The 17826-nt window shown below is 67.0% G+C and carries 19 protein-coding genes; 17 read left to right on the top strand and 2 right to left on the bottom strand.

The window, feature by feature from the left end; all coding sequences use genetic code 11:
- The first annotated feature begins 157 nt into the window (after nucleotides 1-157).
- From ACYKG1_RS05555 to ACYKG1_RS05545, 3 genes are all read left to right on the top strand, one after another.
- Complete coding sequence (locus ACYKG1_RS05555) at nucleotides 158-466, top strand: DUF3861 family protein (protein WP_100471551.1); 309 nt, start codon at nucleotides 158-160, stop codon at nucleotides 464-466.
- Between the two features lie 56 nt (nucleotides 467-522).
- Nucleotides 523-1062, top strand: a complete 540-nt coding sequence (locus tag ACYKG1_RS05550) for a hypothetical protein (RefSeq protein ID WP_262226342.1) — start codon at nucleotides 523-525, stop codon at nucleotides 1060-1062.
- A gap of 82 nt (nucleotides 1063-1144) precedes the next feature.
- Nucleotides 1145-1741 carry a YceB family lipoprotein gene (locus ACYKG1_RS05545; RefSeq protein WP_012510326.1) on the top strand — a complete coding sequence of 199 codons (597 nt, stop codon included), beginning with the start codon at nucleotides 1145-1147 and terminating at the stop codon, nucleotides 1739-1741.
- A 69-nt stretch (nucleotides 1742-1810) separates the two neighbouring features.
- Here the strand turns inward: ACYKG1_RS05545 and ACYKG1_RS05540 are convergent, their stop codons facing one another.
- Together ACYKG1_RS05540 and ACYKG1_RS05535 are read right to left on the bottom strand one after the other, a co-directional pair.
- Complete coding sequence (locus ACYKG1_RS05540; protein ID WP_100471549.1) at nucleotides 1811-2353, bottom strand: type 1 glutamine amidotransferase domain-containing protein; 543 nt, start codon at nucleotides 2351-2353, stop codon at nucleotides 1811-1813.
- Between the two features lie 128 nt (nucleotides 2354-2481).
- Complete coding sequence (locus ACYKG1_RS05535) at nucleotides 2482-2949, bottom strand: SET domain-containing protein (protein WP_012479369.1); 468 nt, start codon at nucleotides 2947-2949, stop codon at nucleotides 2482-2484.
- Between the two features lie 208 nt (nucleotides 2950-3157).
- On the opposite strand from ACYKG1_RS05535, the gene ACYKG1_RS05530 reads away from it, so the two are divergent.
- From ACYKG1_RS05530 to ACYKG1_RS05465, 14 genes are all read left to right on the top strand, one after another.
- The gene (locus ACYKG1_RS05530) at nucleotides 3158-3613 is read left to right on the top strand and encodes an SUF system Fe-S cluster assembly regulator (protein WP_005408436.1); all 456 of its coding nucleotides are present in this window, start codon (nucleotides 3158-3160) and stop codon (nucleotides 3611-3613) included.
- 18 nt (nucleotides 3614-3631) lie between these two features.
- The gene (gene sufB / locus ACYKG1_RS05525) at nucleotides 3632-5107 is read left to right on the top strand and encodes a Fe-S cluster assembly protein SufB (RefSeq protein ID WP_014036280.1); all 1476 of its coding nucleotides are present in this window, start codon (nucleotides 3632-3634) and stop codon (nucleotides 5105-5107) included.
- A gap of 73 nt (nucleotides 5108-5180) precedes the next feature.
- On the top strand, nucleotides 5181-5945 hold the full coding sequence (sufC, locus tag ACYKG1_RS05520; RefSeq protein WP_100471547.1) for a Fe-S cluster assembly ATPase SufC: 765 nt from the start codon (nucleotides 5181-5183) through the stop codon (nucleotides 5943-5945).
- Nucleotides 5945-7207 carry a Fe-S cluster assembly protein SufD gene (gene sufD, locus ACYKG1_RS05515; protein ID WP_478472043.1) on the top strand — a complete coding sequence of 421 codons (1263 nt, stop codon included), beginning with the start codon at nucleotides 5945-5947 and terminating at the stop codon, nucleotides 7205-7207. Before sufC ends, sufD begins: the two co-directional genes overlap by 1 nt.
- Complete coding sequence (locus ACYKG1_RS05510) at nucleotides 7204-8460, top strand: cysteine desulfurase (RefSeq protein WP_100471545.1); 1257 nt, start codon at nucleotides 7204-7206, stop codon at nucleotides 8458-8460. Before sufD ends, ACYKG1_RS05510 begins: the two co-directional genes overlap by 4 nt.
- Before the next feature lie 327 nt (nucleotides 8461-8787).
- A complete protein-coding gene (locus ACYKG1_RS05505) occupies nucleotides 8788-9075 on the top strand; it encodes a hypothetical protein (RefSeq protein WP_478472041.1) in 288 nt (95 codons plus the stop codon).
- Between the two features lie 143 nt (nucleotides 9076-9218).
- On the top strand, nucleotides 9219-9758 hold the full coding sequence (locus tag ACYKG1_RS05500; protein ID WP_100471543.1) for a GNAT family N-acetyltransferase: 540 nt from the start codon (nucleotides 9219-9221) through the stop codon (nucleotides 9756-9758).
- Nucleotides 9755-10087 carry a non-heme iron oxygenase ferredoxin subunit gene (locus ACYKG1_RS05495; protein ID WP_478472040.1) on the top strand — a complete coding sequence of 111 codons (333 nt, stop codon included), beginning with the start codon at nucleotides 9755-9757 and terminating at the stop codon, nucleotides 10085-10087. Before ACYKG1_RS05500 ends, ACYKG1_RS05495 begins: the two co-directional genes overlap by 4 nt.
- A 195-nt stretch (nucleotides 10088-10282) precedes the next feature.
- On the top strand, nucleotides 10283-10687 hold the full coding sequence (locus ACYKG1_RS05490; protein WP_100471541.1) for a hypothetical protein: 405 nt from the start codon (nucleotides 10283-10285) through the stop codon (nucleotides 10685-10687).
- A gap of 150 nt (nucleotides 10688-10837) precedes the next feature.
- Nucleotides 10838-13126, top strand: coding sequence for a TonB-dependent receptor (locus tag ACYKG1_RS05485; protein ID WP_262084662.1), 2289 nt, complete (start codon nucleotides 10838-10840; stop codon nucleotides 13124-13126).
- Between the two features lie 68 nt (nucleotides 13127-13194).
- A complete protein-coding gene (locus tag ACYKG1_RS05480) occupies nucleotides 13195-13914 on the top strand; it encodes a tetratricopeptide repeat protein (RefSeq protein WP_262084663.1) in 720 nt (239 codons plus the stop codon).
- A 10-nt stretch (nucleotides 13915-13924) separates the two neighbouring features.
- Entirely contained in the window at nucleotides 13925-14602 is a 678-nt protein-coding gene (locus ACYKG1_RS05475; protein WP_262084664.1) for a Fe2+-dependent dioxygenase, read from the top strand.
- Nucleotides 14603-14766: 164 nt separating this feature from the next.
- Nucleotides 14767-15168, top strand: a complete 402-nt coding sequence (locus ACYKG1_RS05470; RefSeq protein WP_100471538.1) for a hypothetical protein — start codon at nucleotides 14767-14769, stop codon at nucleotides 15166-15168.
- A gap of 145 nt (nucleotides 15169-15313) precedes the next feature.
- Nucleotides 15314-17734, top strand: coding sequence for a TonB-dependent receptor domain-containing protein (locus tag ACYKG1_RS05465; RefSeq protein ID WP_262084665.1), 2421 nt, complete (start codon nucleotides 15314-15316; stop codon nucleotides 17732-17734).
- The last annotated feature ends 92 nt before the right edge of the window (nucleotides 17735-17826 follow it).

Below are 17826 nucleotides of genomic sequence, written 5' to 3'. Positions count from 1 at the left end.
CAATCCCCCTGCAGGCCCGCCACCAGTGGCTGCCGGCGCTCCGCAAAGGGCGCGGAACGTACCGGGTGGAACACTGCGTGCAGCGCCGGCCATCGCCGCCGGCCGTGGCCTTGCCTATGGTGGGCACATCCTCCACAGCTACGGCGAGCACACCCTCATGGCCAGCCCCTCCACCCGCTACCGGATCTCGGTGACCCCGATCGAAAAGGACGGGCTGCAGTGCACCGGGCGCTGCACCATCGAACTGGAACACCGCGCCAGCCGTGACCTGATGCGCCTGCTGGAGGCGGCTCCGCGTACCGCCGGCATCAGCGGCGACGAGCGCGCGACCCTGGTGATCGCCACCCAGCTGCTGCGCGACATCGTGCAGCGCCACGCCGGGACCGACGGCCACGCACTAGCCGCCGTCGCGGCACAGGTCCTGCCGGCGCTGGACGCGCTGGAACAGCTGCCCTCCTCCCGCTGAGCCCCGCGCAATCGCTACACTGCCGCCCTCCAGATTGCCTCGGGGAGGAGGCAGGCATGCGCAGGATCCTGTTGCTGATCGCACCACTGGTGCTGCTGGGTTGTTCACGCCCGGCAGCACAGACGAATGTTGAAACCGCGCCAGCGCCCGTTGCCGCTGCCGCCACCGCAGCAGCGGACATCCATACCGGCCCCGATCCCGCAGCGCTGCAGGCGAGCGATGTGCCGCTGCTGTCCGCCGTCGCCGACAGTGCCGAGCCACCCTCGACGATGCTCAACCGCTACGTGGCGGCGCTGCTCAACCGCGACCGCGCCGCCAGCAATGCCGCCTGGACGATCCCGCCCAGTGATCCGCGGCATGCGGACGACGCCGCGCTGCGACAGCTGCGGGACCTGCGCACCCTGCGCCTGCACAGCGATACCCCGATCGCCCGCGACGACCGGCAACCGCCACAGCTGCTTGAAGTGCCGGTGCAGATCCGCGCGGTCACCGCCAACGGCACGTTCCGCTTCGGTGGCTGGTACCGCGTGCAACCCAGCAGCGACGGCAGCGCCTGGCAGATCCAGTCGGCGCAGCTGCGTCCAATGCTGGACTGAACCGTTGCAGCCGCATGCACGCGCGATTCAGCCTGCGCGGCTACTCTGTGATCCATCCATTCCCTGCCCATCGGTCACCGCCATGCGCCTGCGTTCCCTGATGACCCGCCTTGCTGCCTCCACCGTACTGATCGCTGCTGCGATCGGCGCACAGGCGGCTCCCTCCATTTCCGGCCGCGAACTGTCGGTGGGTGCCAGCGACGTCCAGCAGTATCTCGATGGCAGCTTCCCGCGCACCCAGGACGCCCTCGGCGGCCTGATCGCACTGACCATGAGCCACCCGCAGCTGAGCCTTCCCGCCGGCGAGCGCTTGAACCTGGGCATGGACGTGGCACTGGCCACCGCTGGCGGCAACCCGGCCAAACTGGGTACGGTGAAGCTCAGCAGCGGCCTGCGCTACGACGCGCAGACCCAGGGTTTCCACCTGCAGCAGCCCAGCGTGGATGACTTCACCCCGGCCAACCAGGGCGGTCGCCTCGACTCACGCACCCGTGGCCTGCTCAATGCCTGGCTGAGCGACTACGCCCAGCGCGAACCGATCTACAAGCTGGACCCGGCCGTGGCCGGGCTGCTCGGCGCGCTGCAGGTGCAGTCGGCACAGGTGAAGAACGGCAAGCTGGTGGTCACCTTCAACCAGAACCTGGGCAACCTGGTGCCGGCAGGCGTGCTGGGTAAATGAGGTAGTGCCACTGGCCGGCAGCGCAGTCACTGCATCTGCCGGCCAGCAGCCGGCACTACCGGCAAAGCATCACGCGGCAAGTGCCTTGACCACCGCCTCGCTGAAGGCGGGAATGTCGTCCGGCTTGCGGCTGGTGATTACGTTGCCGTCGACCACCACCTCGGCATCGCGCCAGTTCGCTCCCGCGTTGGCCAGGTCCTGCTGCAGGGACGGCCAGGACGTCAGCTTGCGGCCATCGGCCAGCCCGCTATTGATCAGCAACCACGGGCCATGGCAGATCGCCGCGACAGGCTTGCCGGCTTCATCCACCGAGCGGATGAAGCTGAGTACCGCATCGTCGGTACGCAGCGTGTCCGGATTGATCACACCTCCTGGCAGTACCAAGGCATCAAAGCCCGACGGATCCGCCTCGTCCAGCGGGATGTCCACCGCGACGGCGTCGCCCCAGTTCTTCTCTTTCCAGCCCTTGATGGTCGCCTCCTTTGCAGGCGACACCACGCTGACCCGCGCACCTTCCGCTTCCAGCAAACGCTTGGGTTCGGTCAGTTCGGACTGTTCGAAGCCGTGGGTGGCAAGGATGGCAATCTGCTTGCCCTTCAATCGCTCTGCCATGGATGCACTCCGGTTGGGGGGAGCCCACAGCATGGAAGAACGGCCCTTGCGCGGCGGTGACCCCGTCGTGCACGGCAGGTGGAGAGCCTCCAGGCAGTGCCGGCCGCTGGCCGGCACTACGGGCCCGATCAGCGCTTGGGCTGCAGCATGGTACCGGTGCACTTGGGCGAGCCGCAGCGGCACTCCCAGATCTTCTTCAGCTTGGCCGTGTGGCGCTCGGCCAGGGTGATGCCGTAGTTGTAGGTCAGCTCCTCGCCGGCCTTGATATCGCGCAGTGCCTCGATGAACACCTTGTCGCCCCGGCTGTCGCCGTCCTCGTCTTCCTCGATCACCGCCTCGCAGTTCGGATCGCAGCTGTGGTTGATCCAGCGCGCGTCATTGCCCTTGTAGTTGGCATCGATCACCCAGTCATCGTTGAGGGTGAACAGGAAGGTGTGGCCGCTTTCGACGTCGCCGCTGTCGTCGGCATCAACATCGCCGTGGCTGCGCAGCAGGCCCTTGTACTGGATCACGCGCTCGCCCTGCTTGATCGGGGCCACGGCGAACACGCCGTTGCCATGGATGGCGGACTTGCGGGCTTGGATCTTCTTCGGCATCGGCACGGGCTGTTTGCAGCGAATGGAACCGGGATTCTCGCCCATTCCGGGTGATTGCGAAAATCACCCCGTTGGCGCAGCATTGCGCCGTGGCTGCGGCCCGGTGTGTTCTCCCGGCCCGCCCCCAGCGCCGGCTGAATGCCCGGGTTGGATGGTGGCGAATAAAAGCGTACAATTTCAGTCCGCTTTAAGAACCACTCGCATCCCCATGTTGCGCGTCACCAAACTCACCGATTACGCCACCGTCGTGCTGACCGTGCTCGCCGCCCGTCCGGGCGAAGTGCTCAGTGCCACCGAGCTGGCCGAATTCACCGGCCTGGAGCCGCCCACGGTCAGCAAGGTCCTCAAGCCGCTGGCCCAGGCCGGCCTGGTCGAGGGCCTGCGCGGCGTTCGTGGCGGCTACCGGCTGACCCGCCCGGCCATCGAGATCTCGCTGTTCGAAGTGGTCGAAGCGATGGAAGGGCCGCTGGCCCTGACCGAATGCAGCCACGACCACCACCAGTGCGGCATGGCACCCAAGTGCGGCGCGCGCAGCAGCTGGCGGCTGATCAACGACGTGGTCTCCGAGGCCCTGCGCGATGTCACCCTCGCCCAGATCCTGCCCCCTCTCCCCCTTGCCGATGACGAACAGCGCCGCACCATCGCTGTCGACGTCGTCTCCTGATCCGTAGGCAGCCCCCCCATGGCCACCGAAACCATCGAAAACGTCGCCCACGACGACACCCCCAACCGCGAGATCCACGAGCAGCTCGGCCGCAAGTATTCGGCCGGCTTCATCACCGAGATCGAATCGGACTCCCTGCCGCCGGGCCTGGACGAGGACACCATCCGTGCCCTGTCGGCCAAGAAGGACGAGCCGGAGTGGATGACGCAGTGGCGCCTGGACGCCTACCGCCACTTCCTGACCATGCCGATGCCCGACTGGGCCAAGCTGGAGATCGCCCCGATCGACCTGCAGGCGCTCAGCTACTACTCCGCGCCGAAGGGCCCGAAGTACGCCTCGCTGGATGACGTGCCGAAGGAACTGCTCGACACCTACGACAAGCTGGGCGTGCCGCTGCACGAGCGCGCCAAGCTGGCCGGCGTGGCGGTGGATGCGGTGTTCGACTCGGTGTCCGTGGGCACCACCTTCCGCAAGGAACTGGCCGAGAAGGGCGTGATCTTCTGCTCGATGTCCGAGGCCATCAAGGAACACCCGGAGCTGGTGCGCCAGTACCTGGGCACCGTGGTGCCGGTGGGTGACAACTACTTCGCCGCGCTCAACTCGGCGGTGTTCTCCGATGGCAGCTTCGTGTTCATTCCCAAGGGCGTGCGCTGCCCGATGGAACTGAGCACCTATTTCCGCATCAACGCCGGCCACACCGGCCAGTTCGAGCGCACCCTGATCGTGTGCGAGGACAAGGCCTACGTCTCCTACCTGGAAGGCTGCACCGCGCCGATGCGCGATGAGAACCAGCTGCACGCCGCAGTGGTCGAGCTGGTCGCGCTGGAAGATGCGGAGATCAAGTACTCCACGGTGCAGAACTGGTACCCCGGCGACGAGAACGGCGTCGGCGGCATCTACAACTTCGTCACCAAGCGTGCCGAATGCCGTGGCGCACGCAGCAAGGTTACCTGGACCCAGGTCGAGACCGGCTCGGCCATCACCTGGAAGTACCCGTCGTGCGTGCTGCTGGGCGACGACTCGGTCGGTGAGTTCCACTCCGTCGCGCTGACCCACCACCGCCAGCAGGCCGACACCGGCACCAAGATGATCCACGTCGGCAAGCGCACCAAGAGCAAGATCGTCAGCAAGGGCATCAGCGCCGGCCGCGGCCAGAACACCTACCGCGGCCTGGTCAAGGTCGACCGCAACGCCGACGGCGCGCGCAACTACACCCAGTGCGACTCGCTGCTGATCGGCAAGCAGTGCGGCGCGCACACCTTCCCCTACATCGAGGTGAAGAACCCGGGCGCCACCGTCGAGCACGAGGCGACCACGTCCAAGATCTCCGATGACCAGCTGTTCTACTGCCGCGCCCGTGGCATCAGCCAGGAAGACGCGGTATCGCTGATCGTCGACGGCTTCTGCAAGCAGGTGTTCCGCGAACTTCCGATGGAGTTCGCGGTGGAAGCCAAGAAGCTGCTGGAAGTCTCGCTGGAAGGTTCGGTGGGCTGACCGCCCGACCCTGCCCTCGCAAACGCATTCTCTTTACCGGCGGGCCCTGGCCCGCCCCACGGAAACCCCCACCATGCTGAAGATCGAAAACCTCCACGCCCGCATTGGCGGCAAGGAAATCCTCAAGGGCCTGTCGCTGGATGTGAAGCCCGGCCAGGTGCACGCCATCATGGGCCCGAACGGCGCCGGCAAGTCCACCCTGGGCAACGTCCTGGCCGGCCGCGACGGCTACGAAGTGACCGAAGGCAGCGTGCAGTTCGACGGCGTCGACCTGCTGGAGCAGGACCCGGAAGCGCGTGCCGCCGCCGGCCTGTTCCTGGCGTTCCAGTACCCGGTGGAGATCCCGGGCGTGAACAACACCTACTTCCTGCGCGCCGCGCTGAACGCCCAGCGCAAGGCCCGCGGCGAGGAAGAACTCGATTCCATGCAGTTCCTCAAGCTGGTGCGCCAGAAGCTGGCCGTGCTGCACCTGAAGGACGAACTGCTGCACCGTGGCGTCAATGAAGGCTTCTCCGGTGGCGAGAAGAAGCGCAACGAGATCTTCCAGCTGGCCGTGCTGGAACCGAAGCTGGCGATCCTGGACGAGACCGACTCGGGCCTGGACATCGACGCACTGAAGAGCGTGGCCGACGGCGTCAACGCGCTGCGCGGCGCCGACCGCTCGTTCCTGGTCATCACCCATTACCAGCGCCTGCTGGACTACATCAAGCCGGATGTGGTGCACGTGCTGGCCGATGGCCGCATCGTCAAGAGCGGCGGCCCGGAACTGGCGCTGGAGCTGGAAGCACACGGCTACGATTTCCTGAAGGACCGGGTCGTGCCCGAGGCGGCGGTCTGATGAGTGCCCTGCTTGATTCGATGGCCCAGGCCTTCTGCGGCAGCGATGCGCGCCGCGAAGTGCTGGATGCGGCCCTGCGCGACGGCCTGCCGGCCGCCCGCAACGAAGCCTGGAAGTACACTTCGCTGCGCCAGCTGGAACGCCGGGCGTTCACCGCGGCACCGTTGCAGGGCCCGGCGCTGGACGCCGCGCTGCTGGAAGACGTCCCGGCACCGCGCCTGGTGTTCGTCAACGGTCGCCTGGATGCCGCGCTGAGCGACGTGCAGGCGCTGCCTGCGGGCGTGCAGCTGCAGCCGTTGTCGGCGGCGCTGGCCGCCGGCGAAGACGCTGTGCGTTTCCTTGGCCGCCGCTACGAGCGCAGCGAGGAGATTTTCGCCCGCCTCAACGCCGCATTGGCCGACGAAGGCGTGGTGCTGCGCGTGGACGAAGGCGTGCAGGTCGAAGCACCGCTGCAGCTGGTATTTGCCAGTGTGGCCGGCGAGACCGACCTGGCCTGGCATCACCGCCACCTGATCGAACTGCGTGCCGGCGCCAGCCTCGGCGTGGTCGAGCACCGCTTCAGCGTCGGCGATTCCGTCCACCTGGACAACACGGTGCTGCACGCGCATGTGGCCCGCGATGCGGTGCTCAAGCACGCCCGCGTGCAGGCCGGCAGCGCGCGCCAGACCAGCTTCCTGCGCACCGACGCAGTGCTCGCCCGCGACGCGCAGTACCACCGCGTTGATCTGGAACTGGGCGCTGCGCTCAGCCGCCATGAACTGAACGTGCGCCTGGAAGGCGACAACGCCCAGCTGACCGCCAACGGCGTGCTGCTCGGCAATGGCCGCCGCCACGTCGAAACCCGCCTGGGCATCGACCACATCGCACGCGATACCGCCTGCGAGCTGCTGTGGCGCGGCGTCGCCGCCAACCGCAGCCGCGTGGTGTTCCATGGCGGCATCCAGATCCGCGAAGGCGCCGATGGCACCGACGCGAACCTGTCCAACAAGAACCTGCTGCTGTCGGCCGATGCCGAGATCGACACCCAGCCGACGCTGGTGATCGACGCCGATGAAGTGAAGGCCGCGCACGGTGCGACCGTCGGCCAGCTCGATGCCAACGCGCTGTTCTACCTGCGCTCGCGCGGCCTGCCGCAGGCCCAGGCGCAGGCACTGCTGAGCGCCGCGTTCTGCCACGAGCCGCTGAAGATCCTGCCCGATGCGCTGCGTGCGCAGCTGGCACGCCGCCTGGACAAAGCCCTGGCCGAGGCGGGTGTGGCATGAACCTGTCCACGCCGCGCCCGATCGAAGAACGCACCGGCGCCCCCGACTGGGACCGCGTCCGCCTCGACTTCCCGCTGCTGATGCGCGAAGTGCACGGCAAGCCGCTGGTCTATTTCGACAATGCCAACACCGGCCAGAAGCCGGTGCAGGTGATCGGCGCGGTGGACGAGTTCTACCGACGCTACAACGCCAACGTCAGCCGCGCCGTGCATGCGCTGGGCAGCGAAGCCACCGATGCCTACGAAGGCGCGCGCAACACGCTGGCGCGCTTCCTCAACGTGCGCCCCAGCGACCTGGTGCTGTGCAGTGGCACCACCTTCGCCATCAACCTGGTGGCCTACTCGTGGGCGCTGCCGCGGCTGAAGGCCGGTGATGTGATCCTGATCACGCGCATGGAGCACCACGCCAACATCGTGCCGTGGCAGCTGGTCGCGCAGCGTACCGGCGCCACCATCCGCGTGGCCGAGATCACCCCCGATGGCGCGCTGGACCTGGATGCGCTGCGCGCAGCGATGACCCCGGAGGTCAAGCTGCTCGCCGTCACCCATGTCTCCAACGTGCTGGGCACGGTCAACCCGGTGCGCGAGATCTGCCGTGAAGCACGCAAGCGCGGCATCGTCACGGTGGTCGATGGCTCGCAGGCGGTGCCGCACCGCAAGGTCGACGTCGCCGCGATCGGCTGCGACTTCTACGCCATCACCGGCCACAAGATGTGCGGCCCGACCGGCACCGGCGCACTGTGGGCGCGCCGCGAGCATCTGGACGCGATGCCGCCGTTCCTCGGTGGTGGCGAGATGATCAAGGAAGTCAGCTTCGACGGCACCGTATTCAACGATGCCCCGCACAAGTTCGAAGCCGGCACCCCGAACATCGCCGGCTTCATCGGCCTGGGCGTGGCCGCCAACTATCTGCAGCAGCTCGGCCAGGAGAACGTGGAAGCGCGCGAAGCCGAACTGCTGGCGCACTTCACCGAAGAGCTGCGCCGCGTCGACGGCCTGCGCATCATCGGCGAGGCACCGGAGAAGGCCGCCGTGGTCTCGTTCCTGATCGATGGCGCGCATGCCCATGACCTGGCCACCCTGCTCGACCTGGAAGGCGTGGCCGTGCGTTCGGGCCAGCACTGCGCGCACCCGCTGCTGCAGTACTTCGGCGTCGCCGCCACCTGCCGTGCCTCGCTGGCGTTCTACAACACCCACGCCGAGATCGAGCGGTTCATGACCGCGCTGACCAAGGTACGCAAGCTGCTGGGGTGAGATTCCCAGGCCGGCACAGAGAACCAGAAGCGCCGCGGGAGACCGCGGCGTTTCCGTGTCTACCGACCCATCTACCGGCCCCGACACGCCCCCCTCGCATGGCGCCCCACTTCGAGACTTCAATCACAGTATGCGCTGCAGGCAGAGCGCACCATTCGCCCTTGGGCGAGCCTTGAAGAGACCCTCATCCGCAACAGCTCCATCTGCTGTCCTGCAAACTTTGTCTCACTTCCATCTCTGCCAACAAGCCTTGCCCCGATTTCGCAGTTGCTGCGTCGTACGCAAGACCGTTCTGGCCATTCCCACCCGATTGGAGACAAAGCGAACATGAAGATGATCCGCTCTGCCAGCCTGTCCGCGGTATTCGTGCTGCTGGCCCTCATGCTGCCCGCAAGTTCATTTGCCCAGGATGGCGAGACTGACGGGCAAGCCGAAATCCGTGCGAAAGCTGAAGCTACGCCGGAGGGAAAGGAATTGAAGAAGGCGCTTGATGAGTGCATCGCGAAAGCTCAGGCAACGAAGAGTTCATCTGACAGCTGCGAAGAAGAACTATTTGAATATGAGCACTACGTTGACAACGAGGTCTCGAAAATGATGCTCTACAAGACAAAGTAGGGACCCTGCTCCTTCTGCAGCGGGAACGCCGCGGGCAACTGCGGCGTTTCTCCTTGGTGATGCAGGCAGCATGTCGGGCACCTCCATGCACCCCGTGAGGCGCCCCCATTTGCGCCCGCCCCCGCCCCACCTAGAATGGGGCCATGACCACCCTGACCTTCCGCGCCGCCACGCCGGCCGACATCCCCGCCCTGATCGCCCTCGTCACCTCGGCCTACCGTGGCGACGCCAGCCGCGTCGGCTGGACCACCGAAGCCGACCTGCTGGATGGCGCCCGCATCGACGCCGAAGGCATCCAGGCCGACCTCGACCGCCCGCGCTCCACCATCCTGCTGGCCGAGCGCGAGGGCCAGCTGGTGGCCTGCGCCCACGTCGCCGATGTCGACGGCAAGGGCTACTTCGGCATGTTCTCGGTCGACCCGGCCCAGCAGGGCGGCGGCGTCGGCAAGCAGATGATGGACGCCGCCGAAGCACACGCCGCACGCGAATGGAAGGTGCCGGTGATGCAGATGACGGTGATCGACGTGCGCGACGAGCTGATCGCCTTCTACGAGCGCCGCGGCTATCTGCGCACCGGCATCAAGAAGCCGTTCCCGTACGGCGACGAGCGTTTCGGCATTCCCAAGCGCGACGACCTGCGCTTCGAGATCCTGGAAAAGCCGCTGGCCGGAGCCGCCGCGTGAGCGATACCTGGACCTTCGTCTGTGCCGGCACCGAGCTGCTGCCGGGTGAAATGAAGAGCGTGTTCGACGAAGTGACCGGCACGCCGATCGTGGTCTTCAACCTCGACGGTGAGTTGTACGCGCTGGAAGACCAGTGCACACATGAAGAGTTCGAGCTGTCCTCGGGCGAGTTCAACGCCGCCGAAGGCAGCGTGGAGTGCGTGCTGCACGGCGCGCGCTTCGACGTGCGCGATGGCCGCGCCCTGTGCGCACCGGCCTATACCCCGGTGCCCAAGTTCCCGGTGAAGCGCGAGCACGACGCCGTCTGGACCCGCGACGACCGCGATTGAGGCGACGCTCGGCCCGTAGAGATCGCCCGTGGGGCGCTCCTCGAGAACCCTGGGGTGGAGCTGCCGGAGGGCGATGAGAGGCCCTCCAGGGCCCTTCCGGGCCATCCAGGTCGCCCGCCGAACGACGTATATGCGAATCATTATCGTTGATGTTATCCTGCGTAACATCTTCGTAACGATCCGCCCCCCCGCGCCATGGCTTCGCCCGCGCCCACCGCCACGTTGTGCCAGCTCGCCCGCCAGGGGTGGCCGCTGCTCGTGGCCGCGCTGCTGACGCTGCTGCTGGGCTGGTCGGCCTTGCATGAAGGACGTGGCAGCGGTACCGCCACGCACGGCTGGCAGGCGCACACGGATGATCTTCACCAGGCCATGCCGTTGCCGCCCACGCCAGTGGACGAATGCCCGCAGCATGCCGCACCCGCACCGGAACCGCCGCTGGATGGCGAGGGCACGCCGCCCTGCGCTGGCATGGCAGGTCCCCGCGCCGCCCTGGTCGCACGTATCCCGCTGTGGCGCTCCGACGCCCTGCGCTGGCAGCTGCGCGACCCCGCACTGCGCCTGAACCCCGGCCACGCTCCGCCCGCACCGCACGCCAGCTGAGGCGCCCTGCGGCCGTTGCCGTGCGCCTGGACTCGTTCACCCCGTAGCCGAACATCCGCTCGGCGCTACAGAAACAGCCTCTTCTGCACGCCGTCGCGCATTCTGCGTCACGGACCTCGCCATTTTCCGATCCTAGCCACTGCACAAGCCATGACTCACATCACGTCCCGCAAGCACGCACCGCGCGTTTCCCTGCTCGCCACCGCCACCCTGGCCGCCGGCTTCGCACCGCTGGCCGCACACGCCGCCGACAGTGCCGACGCAGGCTCCCGCAAGGCCACCGACCTGGACAAGGTGCAGGTGCGCGGCAGCTGGTTCAATCCGTCTTCGCCGAAGTTCACCGCCGAGCTGCTGGATACCCCGAAGTCGGTGTCGATCGTGTCGGAGAAACTGATCGCCGAAACCGGTGCAACCAACCTGCAGGATGCGCTGCGCATGGTCCCGGGCATCACCTTCGGTGCCGGCGAAGGCGGCAATCCGACCGGCGACCGCCCCTTCATCCGTGGCTTTGATTCGCAGAGCAACATCTTCGTCGATGGCCTGCGCGACGTCGGCTCGCAGACCCGCGAAATCTTCGATCTGGAGCAGGTGGAAGTGGTCAAGGGCCCGAGTTCGGCCTACGGTGGCCGTGACTCGGGTGGCGGCAGCCTGAATCTGGTGAGCAAGACGCCGAAGCTGAAGAACGAGACCAGCGCCAGCATGGGCATCGGTACCGACAGCTATGCGCGCGGCACCGTGGATGCCAACTACGTGCTGGGCGATGGCATCGCCGCCCGCCTGAACCTGATGAAGCACGCGTCGGACATCGCCGGCCGCGACGCCGCCAATGTCAGCCGCTGGGGCATCGCACCGTCGATCGCGTTCGGCCTGAACGGCCCGGCGCAGCTGATCGCCAGCCACTACCACATGCAGAGCGACGACCTGCCCGATGCAGGCGGTTTCCCGTACGGAAACCCGAATGGTGCACCGGCATCGAAGTGGGTCGACGGCCGCCCGATGGTGCCGGACCGCAACAACTACTACGGTCTGGTCGATCGCGACTTCCAGCGCACCCGCGCCGACATCAGCACCCTGGACGCCAGCTATGACTTCGGTGGCCACAAGCTGCGCAACATCGCGCGGCTGGGCAACACGAGCAATGATTACCTGTGGACCCAGCCGGACGACAGCCAGGGCAACCCGAACAACTACGGCACCCTGTGGCGCCGTACCAACGCCCGCGCCGTCGACGTCAAGAGCTTCGCCGACCAGCTGGGCCTGACCGGTGCCTTCCAGACCGGCGCGCTCAAGCACAGCTACAGCGCTGGCGTTGAGTACAGCGACGAGAAGATGTCCCGTGGCAGCTATCTGATGACCCCGGGTACCAGCAACCCGCTGACCGGCAACAGCAAGTGCCCGACCATCGGCGCCGCCACCGGCTACAACTGCACCGATTTCTCCAATCCGAACCCGCGCGATCCGTGGGCGGCCACCCATTCGGTGTACCGCAGCGACAAGGCACTGGACGTCGAGCAGCGCACCAAGACCAGGTCCGCGTATCTGTTCGACACCATCGAGCTCAACGCACAGTGGAGCTTCAACGTCGGCCTGCGTTACGACGACTACAGCACCACCCTGACCACTCCGGTGGCCGGCAAGGCACCGACCCGCGTGCGCAATGACAACGACTTCCTGAACTACCAGGCTGGCGTCGTCTTCAAGCCGCTGGAGAACGGCAGCATCTACCTGTCGTGGGGCACCTCCTCGACCCCGCCGGGCATGGACGGTGGTGACGGCTCGGACGGCCTGAGCGCCGCCGTGGCCGACCTCAAGCCGCAGGACACCAGGAACCTCGAACTGGGTACCAAGTGGGACCTGTTCGACAAGCGCCTGAACCTGACCGCGGCAATCTTCCACACGGTGATGAACAACGCACGCGTGACCGTCGACAACGGCACCAGCCAGAACGCCGGCAAGAAGGAAATCAACGGCTTCGAGCTGGGCTTCACCGGCCAGCTGACCGACGCCTGGAGCCTGTATGGCGGCTACACCTACCTGGACTCGGAACTGAAGGACAACGGCTTTGTCTGCGCCGTGTCCGGTCGTACCTGCCCGTCCAACGTCTACGTGCCGTCGCCGTACAACGGCAACGTGTTCCCGAACACCGCCAAGCACAGCGCCAACCTGTGGACCACCTACCGCTTCCCGATCGGCCTGACCATCGGCGCCGGTGCGTTCTACTCGGACAAGCAGTACGGTGATGTCGCCAACACCAAGTGGATCCCGAGCTACACCCGCTTCGACGCGATGGCCAGCTACGCGATCCAGGACAACATCAGCCTGCAGCTCAACGTGCAGAACCTGACCGACAAGACCTACTTCACCAAGGCCTATGCCTCGCACTACGCGAGCATCGCGCCGGGTCGCTCGGCCACCCTGGCACTGAACGTGAAGTTCTGATGTAACTTCGCTCCACCACGGCGGCAGGGTCTCCTGCCGCCGTTTTTGTTTCCGGCGATACTCACCCCATGGTTACCCGCACTCCCATCGACAGCGACGCCCTGGCCGAGCTGCTGCAGCACGATCCGCAGGCCGCGTTCGCGCGCGTGCGCGACGCCGCGCAGGCCGGACAGGTCGACGCACAACTGCTGCTCGCGCAGATGCACATGGAAGGCAAAGGCACCGCGCAGGATGCCTCGGCCGCGCTGCTCTGGTACGAAACCGCCGCCAACAACGGCGCGCCGATGGCGATGAACATGCTCGGCCGCTGCCATGAGCTGGGACAGGGCACCGCACCCGACCCTGCGCTGGCGGCGGTGTGGTACCGGCGCGCCGCCGACACCGGCCTGGACTGGGGCCTGTACAACCTGGCCAACCTGCTGGCCACCGGACGCGGCATTCCGCAGGACCGCGCGCAGGCACTGGCCCTGTACACCCGTGCCGCGCGCCTGGGCCACGCCAAATCGATGAACCTGCTGGCCCGCCACCTCGAAGACGGGCTGGATACCGCACCCGATCCGCAGGCGGCGCTCGCCTGGTACCAGCGCGCGGCCGAAGCCGGTGACTTCCGCGGCCAGGCCAACTACGCCTCGATCCTGCTGCAGGCCGGCCAGGTCGAGCAGGCCGTGCACTGGCTGCGGCTTGCACTGGCACACGGCAGCCCGGCGTTCATGGCGCACATCGTGCCGGAGCTGGCCGCGTCGCCGCATCCACAGGTGCGCGCCCTGGTCGCACCGCCGTCCCTCTGAGGAGTTCCGCATGCTGCTGCATATTCCCGACATCCTCGGCGCCGACCAGGTGGCCGACTTCCGCCGCCGCCTCGATGCCGCCGACTGGACCGATGGCCGTGAAACCGTCGGCCATCTGGGCGCGCAGGCCAAGCACAACCAGCAGCTGCCAGAGGCTTCGCCGCTGCGCCGCGAGCTGGGCGAGATCATCCTCGTCGCGCTGGCCCGGCACCCGCTGTTCTTCAGCGCGGCGCTGCCGCTGAAGTACCTGCCGCCGCGCTTCAACCGCTACAGCGGTGGCGGCACCTATGGCTTCCACGTCGATGGCGCGGTGATGAACCTGGCCAACGGCGAGCAGCTGCGTTCGGACATCTCCTGCACACTGTTCCTGTCGGCCCCGGACGAATACGAAGGCGGCGAGCTGATCATCAGCGACACCTACGGCGAGCACGAGGTAAAGCTGCCGGCGGGCGACCTGATCGTGTATCCGTCCAGCAGCCTGCACCAGGTGCGGCCGGTCACCCGCGGCGCGCGCGTGGCCTCGTTCTTCTGGGTGCAGAGCATGATCCGCGATGACGTGCAGCGCCGCCTGCTCTGGGAAATGGACAGCTCGATCGAGCGCCTGCGGCAGACCGGCGGCGACGCCGAGGCGGTGCTCCAGCTGACCGGCGTGTACCACAACCTGCTGCGGCGCTGGAGCGAAGTCTGAGCCCCGTTTGGCCAGCCTGCGACATTTTGGCAATCATTCTCATTTGCAACGGCTAACAGCTCTCATTACAATCACGCCCCGTTGATGCCGGCCGCTGCCGGCAGACCCTTGGGGATCCCCGCTTGCTGCGCCCGCTTCGCCCTCGTCCACTCATCCATCGCAAGATGGGCACCGCCATGCGCGGCCAGCGTCCCGCGCTGGCCAGCCTGCTGGCGTGGGTGGCGATGCTGGCCTTGCTGCTGGGCACCCTGCCGCTGCTGCCACAGGCCCACGCCGGAATGGCCGTGCAGATGCCGCTGGAAGAGCGCGGTGGTGAAGGCCCCTCGCAGCAAGAGGCACCCGCCAAGCTGCGCCGCTGTGCTGCGGCTCCGGTGAAATCTGCCGAAAAGACCCGTCCGCCGTTACTGCTGGCCAGCCAATGGCTGCGCACTGAACTCGACCTCGTACCCGCCACGCCGGCCATGCCTGGCGTGCGCCCGGACTGGCCGCTGGCCGCTCCGGACACGCCCTGGGCCGATGCGCCCGGGCGCCGCCAGCAACGCGGCCAGGCGCCGCCGCTCGCCTGATTCACGGCCCCGCGTGACCGCCTGCGCGGTCGCGCCTGCGCGCCGCTGCCTGCTTCATCCCTGCCGCCCCTGACCGGGCCTTCCGTGCCTGCCGCGCCCTTCGCGCACGGCGTCGCACCACCCTGCATCCTTCGAGGTAACTGCCATGGCCCAGCGCCATCGTGTCCGTTCGTCCCTGTCCCGTACCCTGCTGACCAGCGCCGTGCTGGCGGCCTTCGCCAGCCCCGCCTTCGCCCACGGTGACGCCGCCGGCGCGCCACAGACGCTGGACAAGGTGGTGGTCACCGCTTCCGGCTTCGAACAGAAGGTGATCGATGCCCCGGCCAGCATCAGCGTGGTCAGCCGCGAAGAGCTCAGCAAGCGCCCCTACACCAACCTGGTCGACGCGCTGCGCGACGTCGAAGGCATCGATGTCGGCCTGGAAGCCAGCGACAAGAACGGCCGCGCGACCATTTCCATGCGCGGCCTGCCTTCCGAGTACACCCTGGTGCTGATCGACGGCCGCCGCCAGAGCAATGTCGGCCAGTTGTATCCGAACAACTTCGGTGGTGGGCAGTTCGCCTACCTGCCGCCACTGGATGCCATCGAGCGCATCGAGGTGGTGCGCGGTCCGATGTCCACCCTGTACGGCTCGGATGCGATGGGCGGCGTCATCAACATCATCACGCGCCGCAACCAGGACAGCTGGCACGGCGCGCTGACCCAGGGCTTCACCGTGCAGCAGGACGACCAGTTCGGTGATGCACGTACCACCGACGTGTACCTCAGCGGCCCGCTGGTCAAGGACCGTATCGGCGTGGCGGTACGCGGCAGCTACTACGACGCCAAGGCCTCCAATCCGGAATGGGAGGCGCTGACCCTGCCCGATGGCAGCCTGTGGGAACGCAGCATCGGCTTCGGTGGTGGCGGCAAGTCGGTGGCCAATACCAACTGGAACACCGGCGTGCGGCTGAACTTCCATATAAACGACGACCACGAGCTGTGGCTGGACTACGACGTGTCGCGGCAGAAGTATGACAACAGCGAAGGCCAGACCGGCACCCTCGACAGCCTGGCCAGCCTGTGGCGCGTCGGCAACGCAGTGATTCCCAACCCGAACGGCAGCGGCACGGTCACCCGCCGCGTGGTGCAGCCGCGCGTGGGCTACACCGCCTACCAGCGCTACGAGCGCGACCAACTGTCGCTGACCCACCAGGGCCGCTACAGCTTCGGCACCTGGCAGACCTCGCTGACCCACAGCAAGAGCAGCAACCTCGGCCGCTCGCTGCCGCTGACCCTGGACGAACGCGCCAACCTGCAGACCCTGTGGAACGACGTCTGCCGCCGCACCGGTGCCGCCAACAACTGCGCGGCCGGCCGTGGCAATGCACTGGCCGCTCTCAACCCGGCCGAGATGGCACGCCTGCAGGCGTTCCTCCCGCGCCCGCTGCGCACCATGGAGCTGGACGGCTACGTGCTGGACACGATGCTCGACCTCGACTTCGGCGCGCACAAGCTGACCGTTGGCGGCCAATACAACGACACCGACATGGTCGACGGCGTGTTCGGCATGGATGGCGCCGGCTACCGCAGCAACACCAGGCAGAAGCACCGCATGTGGGCGCTGTTCGCCGAGGACAACTGGGCGCTGACCGATACCCTCACCGCCACCTTCGGCCTGCGCTACGACGACCACAACGTGTTCGGCAGCCATGTCAGCCCGCGCGGCTACCTGGTGTGGAACGCCAGCGACGCATGGACCTTCAAGGGTGGCGTCAGCACCGGCTACAAGACCCCGCGTCCGGACCAGTTGTTCCCGGGCATCACCGGCTTCGGTGGACAGGGCGTGCTGCCGCTGGTGGGCTCGCCCAATCTGAAGCCGGAAACCAGCACCAACTACGAGCTGGCCGCGTACTACGAAGGCCAGCGCTGGGGCTTCAATGTCACCGGCTTCTTCAACAAATTCGAGGACAAGATCGCCAGCGGCGGCACCTTCCCGAACTGCGAAGTGGCCCGCGCCGGCAGTGGCTACTGCGTGGACATCGGGCCGGGCTGGGCATCGCTGGGCTACAGCACCTTCACCCAGAGCGTGAACATCGACAAGGCCGAGACCCGTGGCGCCGAACTGGCCGCCCACGTCGACCTGCTCGACAGCCTGCAGCTGCGTGGCAACTACACCTGGACCAAGAGCGAGCAGACCAGCGGCCCCGACAAGGGACGCCCGATCTCAGGCACCACGCCGGCGAAGCACATGGCCAACGCCAGCCTCAACTGGCAGATCAACGAAGCGGCCAGCCTGTCGCTGATCGGCGAGGGCCGTTACGACCGCTATCGCGACACGCTGATCGACAGTACCGGCGCCGGCCACGTCCGCTATTACGAGAACTACACGATCTTCCACCTTGGTGGCAGCTGGAAGGCCACGCCGTGGCTGACGGTGAACGCGCGGGTCAACAACCTGTTCGACAAGGACTTCGTCTCGCAGTCGTGCCTGCTGCTCAATCCCAGCGAGTTCAGCTGCGTGGACGACTACGCAACCAAGGACCAGCGCCGCAGCTACTGGATCTCGCTCAACGCGAAGTTCTGATCGCCGCGCACCGCCCTGCTCTGGTGGGTGCCAACCTTGGTTGGCACCGCTTCATCCACGCATGGCGTGGATCTGCCGACCTGCGGCAGGCC

This window comes from Stenotrophomonas sp. 85239_Sma, from assembly GCF_056481725.1.
This window is presented reverse-complemented; position numbering and strand designations above follow the sequence as displayed.

Excerpts from the sequence above, each read along its gene's own strand:
- ACYKG1_RS05510 (WP_100471545.1), top strand. The coding sequence starts at position 7,204 with ATGAACCTGTCCACGCCGCGCCCGATCGAAGAACGCACCGGCGCCCCC.
- ACYKG1_RS05490 (WP_100471541.1), top strand. The coding sequence starts at position 10,283 with ATGGCTTCGCCCGCGCCCACCGCCACGTTGTGCCAGCTCGCCCGCCAG.
- ACYKG1_RS05530 (WP_005408436.1), top strand. The coding sequence starts at position 3,158 with ATGTTGCGCGTCACCAAACTCACCGATTACGCCACCGTCGTGCTGACC.
- ACYKG1_RS05550 (WP_262226342.1), top strand. The coding sequence starts at position 523 with ATGCGCAGGATCCTGTTGCTGATCGCACCACTGGTGCTGCTGGGTTGT.
- ACYKG1_RS05555 (WP_100471551.1), top strand. The coding sequence starts at position 158 with ATGGCCAGCCCCTCCACCCGCTACCGGATCTCGGTGACCCCGATCGAA.
- ACYKG1_RS05545 (WP_012510326.1), top strand. The coding sequence starts at position 1,145 with ATGCGCCTGCGTTCCCTGATGACCCGCCTTGCTGCCTCCACCGTACTG.
- ACYKG1_RS05485 (WP_262084662.1), top strand. The coding sequence starts at position 10,838 with ATGACTCACATCACGTCCCGCAAGCACGCACCGCGCGTTTCCCTGCTC.
- ACYKG1_RS05505 (WP_478472041.1), top strand. The coding sequence starts at position 8,788 with ATGAAGATGATCCGCTCTGCCAGCCTGTCCGCGGTATTCGTGCTGCTG.
- sufD (WP_478472043.1), top strand. The coding sequence starts at position 5,945 with ATGAGTGCCCTGCTTGATTCGATGGCCCAGGCCTTCTGCGGCAGCGAT.
- sufB (WP_014036280.1), top strand. The coding sequence starts at position 3,632 with ATGGCCACCGAAACCATCGAAAACGTCGCCCACGACGACACCCCCAAC.
- ACYKG1_RS05535 (WP_012479369.1), bottom strand. The coding sequence starts at position 2,949 with ATGCCGAAGAAGATCCAAGCCCGCAAGTCCGCCATCCATGGCAACGGC.
- ACYKG1_RS05500 (WP_100471543.1), top strand. The coding sequence starts at position 9,219 with ATGACCACCCTGACCTTCCGCGCCGCCACGCCGGCCGACATCCCCGCC.
- ACYKG1_RS05480 (WP_262084663.1), top strand. The coding sequence starts at position 13,195 with ATGGTTACCCGCACTCCCATCGACAGCGACGCCCTGGCCGAGCTGCTG.
- sufC (WP_100471547.1), top strand. The coding sequence starts at position 5,181 with ATGCTGAAGATCGAAAACCTCCACGCCCGCATTGGCGGCAAGGAAATC.
- ACYKG1_RS05465 (WP_262084665.1), top strand. The coding sequence starts at position 15,314 with ATGGCCCAGCGCCATCGTGTCCGTTCGTCCCTGTCCCGTACCCTGCTG.
- ACYKG1_RS05540 (WP_100471549.1), bottom strand. The coding sequence starts at position 2,353 with ATGGCAGAGCGATTGAAGGGCAAGCAGATTGCCATCCTTGCCACCCAC.
- ACYKG1_RS05475 (WP_262084664.1), top strand. The coding sequence starts at position 13,925 with ATGCTGCTGCATATTCCCGACATCCTCGGCGCCGACCAGGTGGCCGAC.
- ACYKG1_RS05470 (WP_100471538.1), top strand. The coding sequence starts at position 14,767 with ATGGGCACCGCCATGCGCGGCCAGCGTCCCGCGCTGGCCAGCCTGCTG.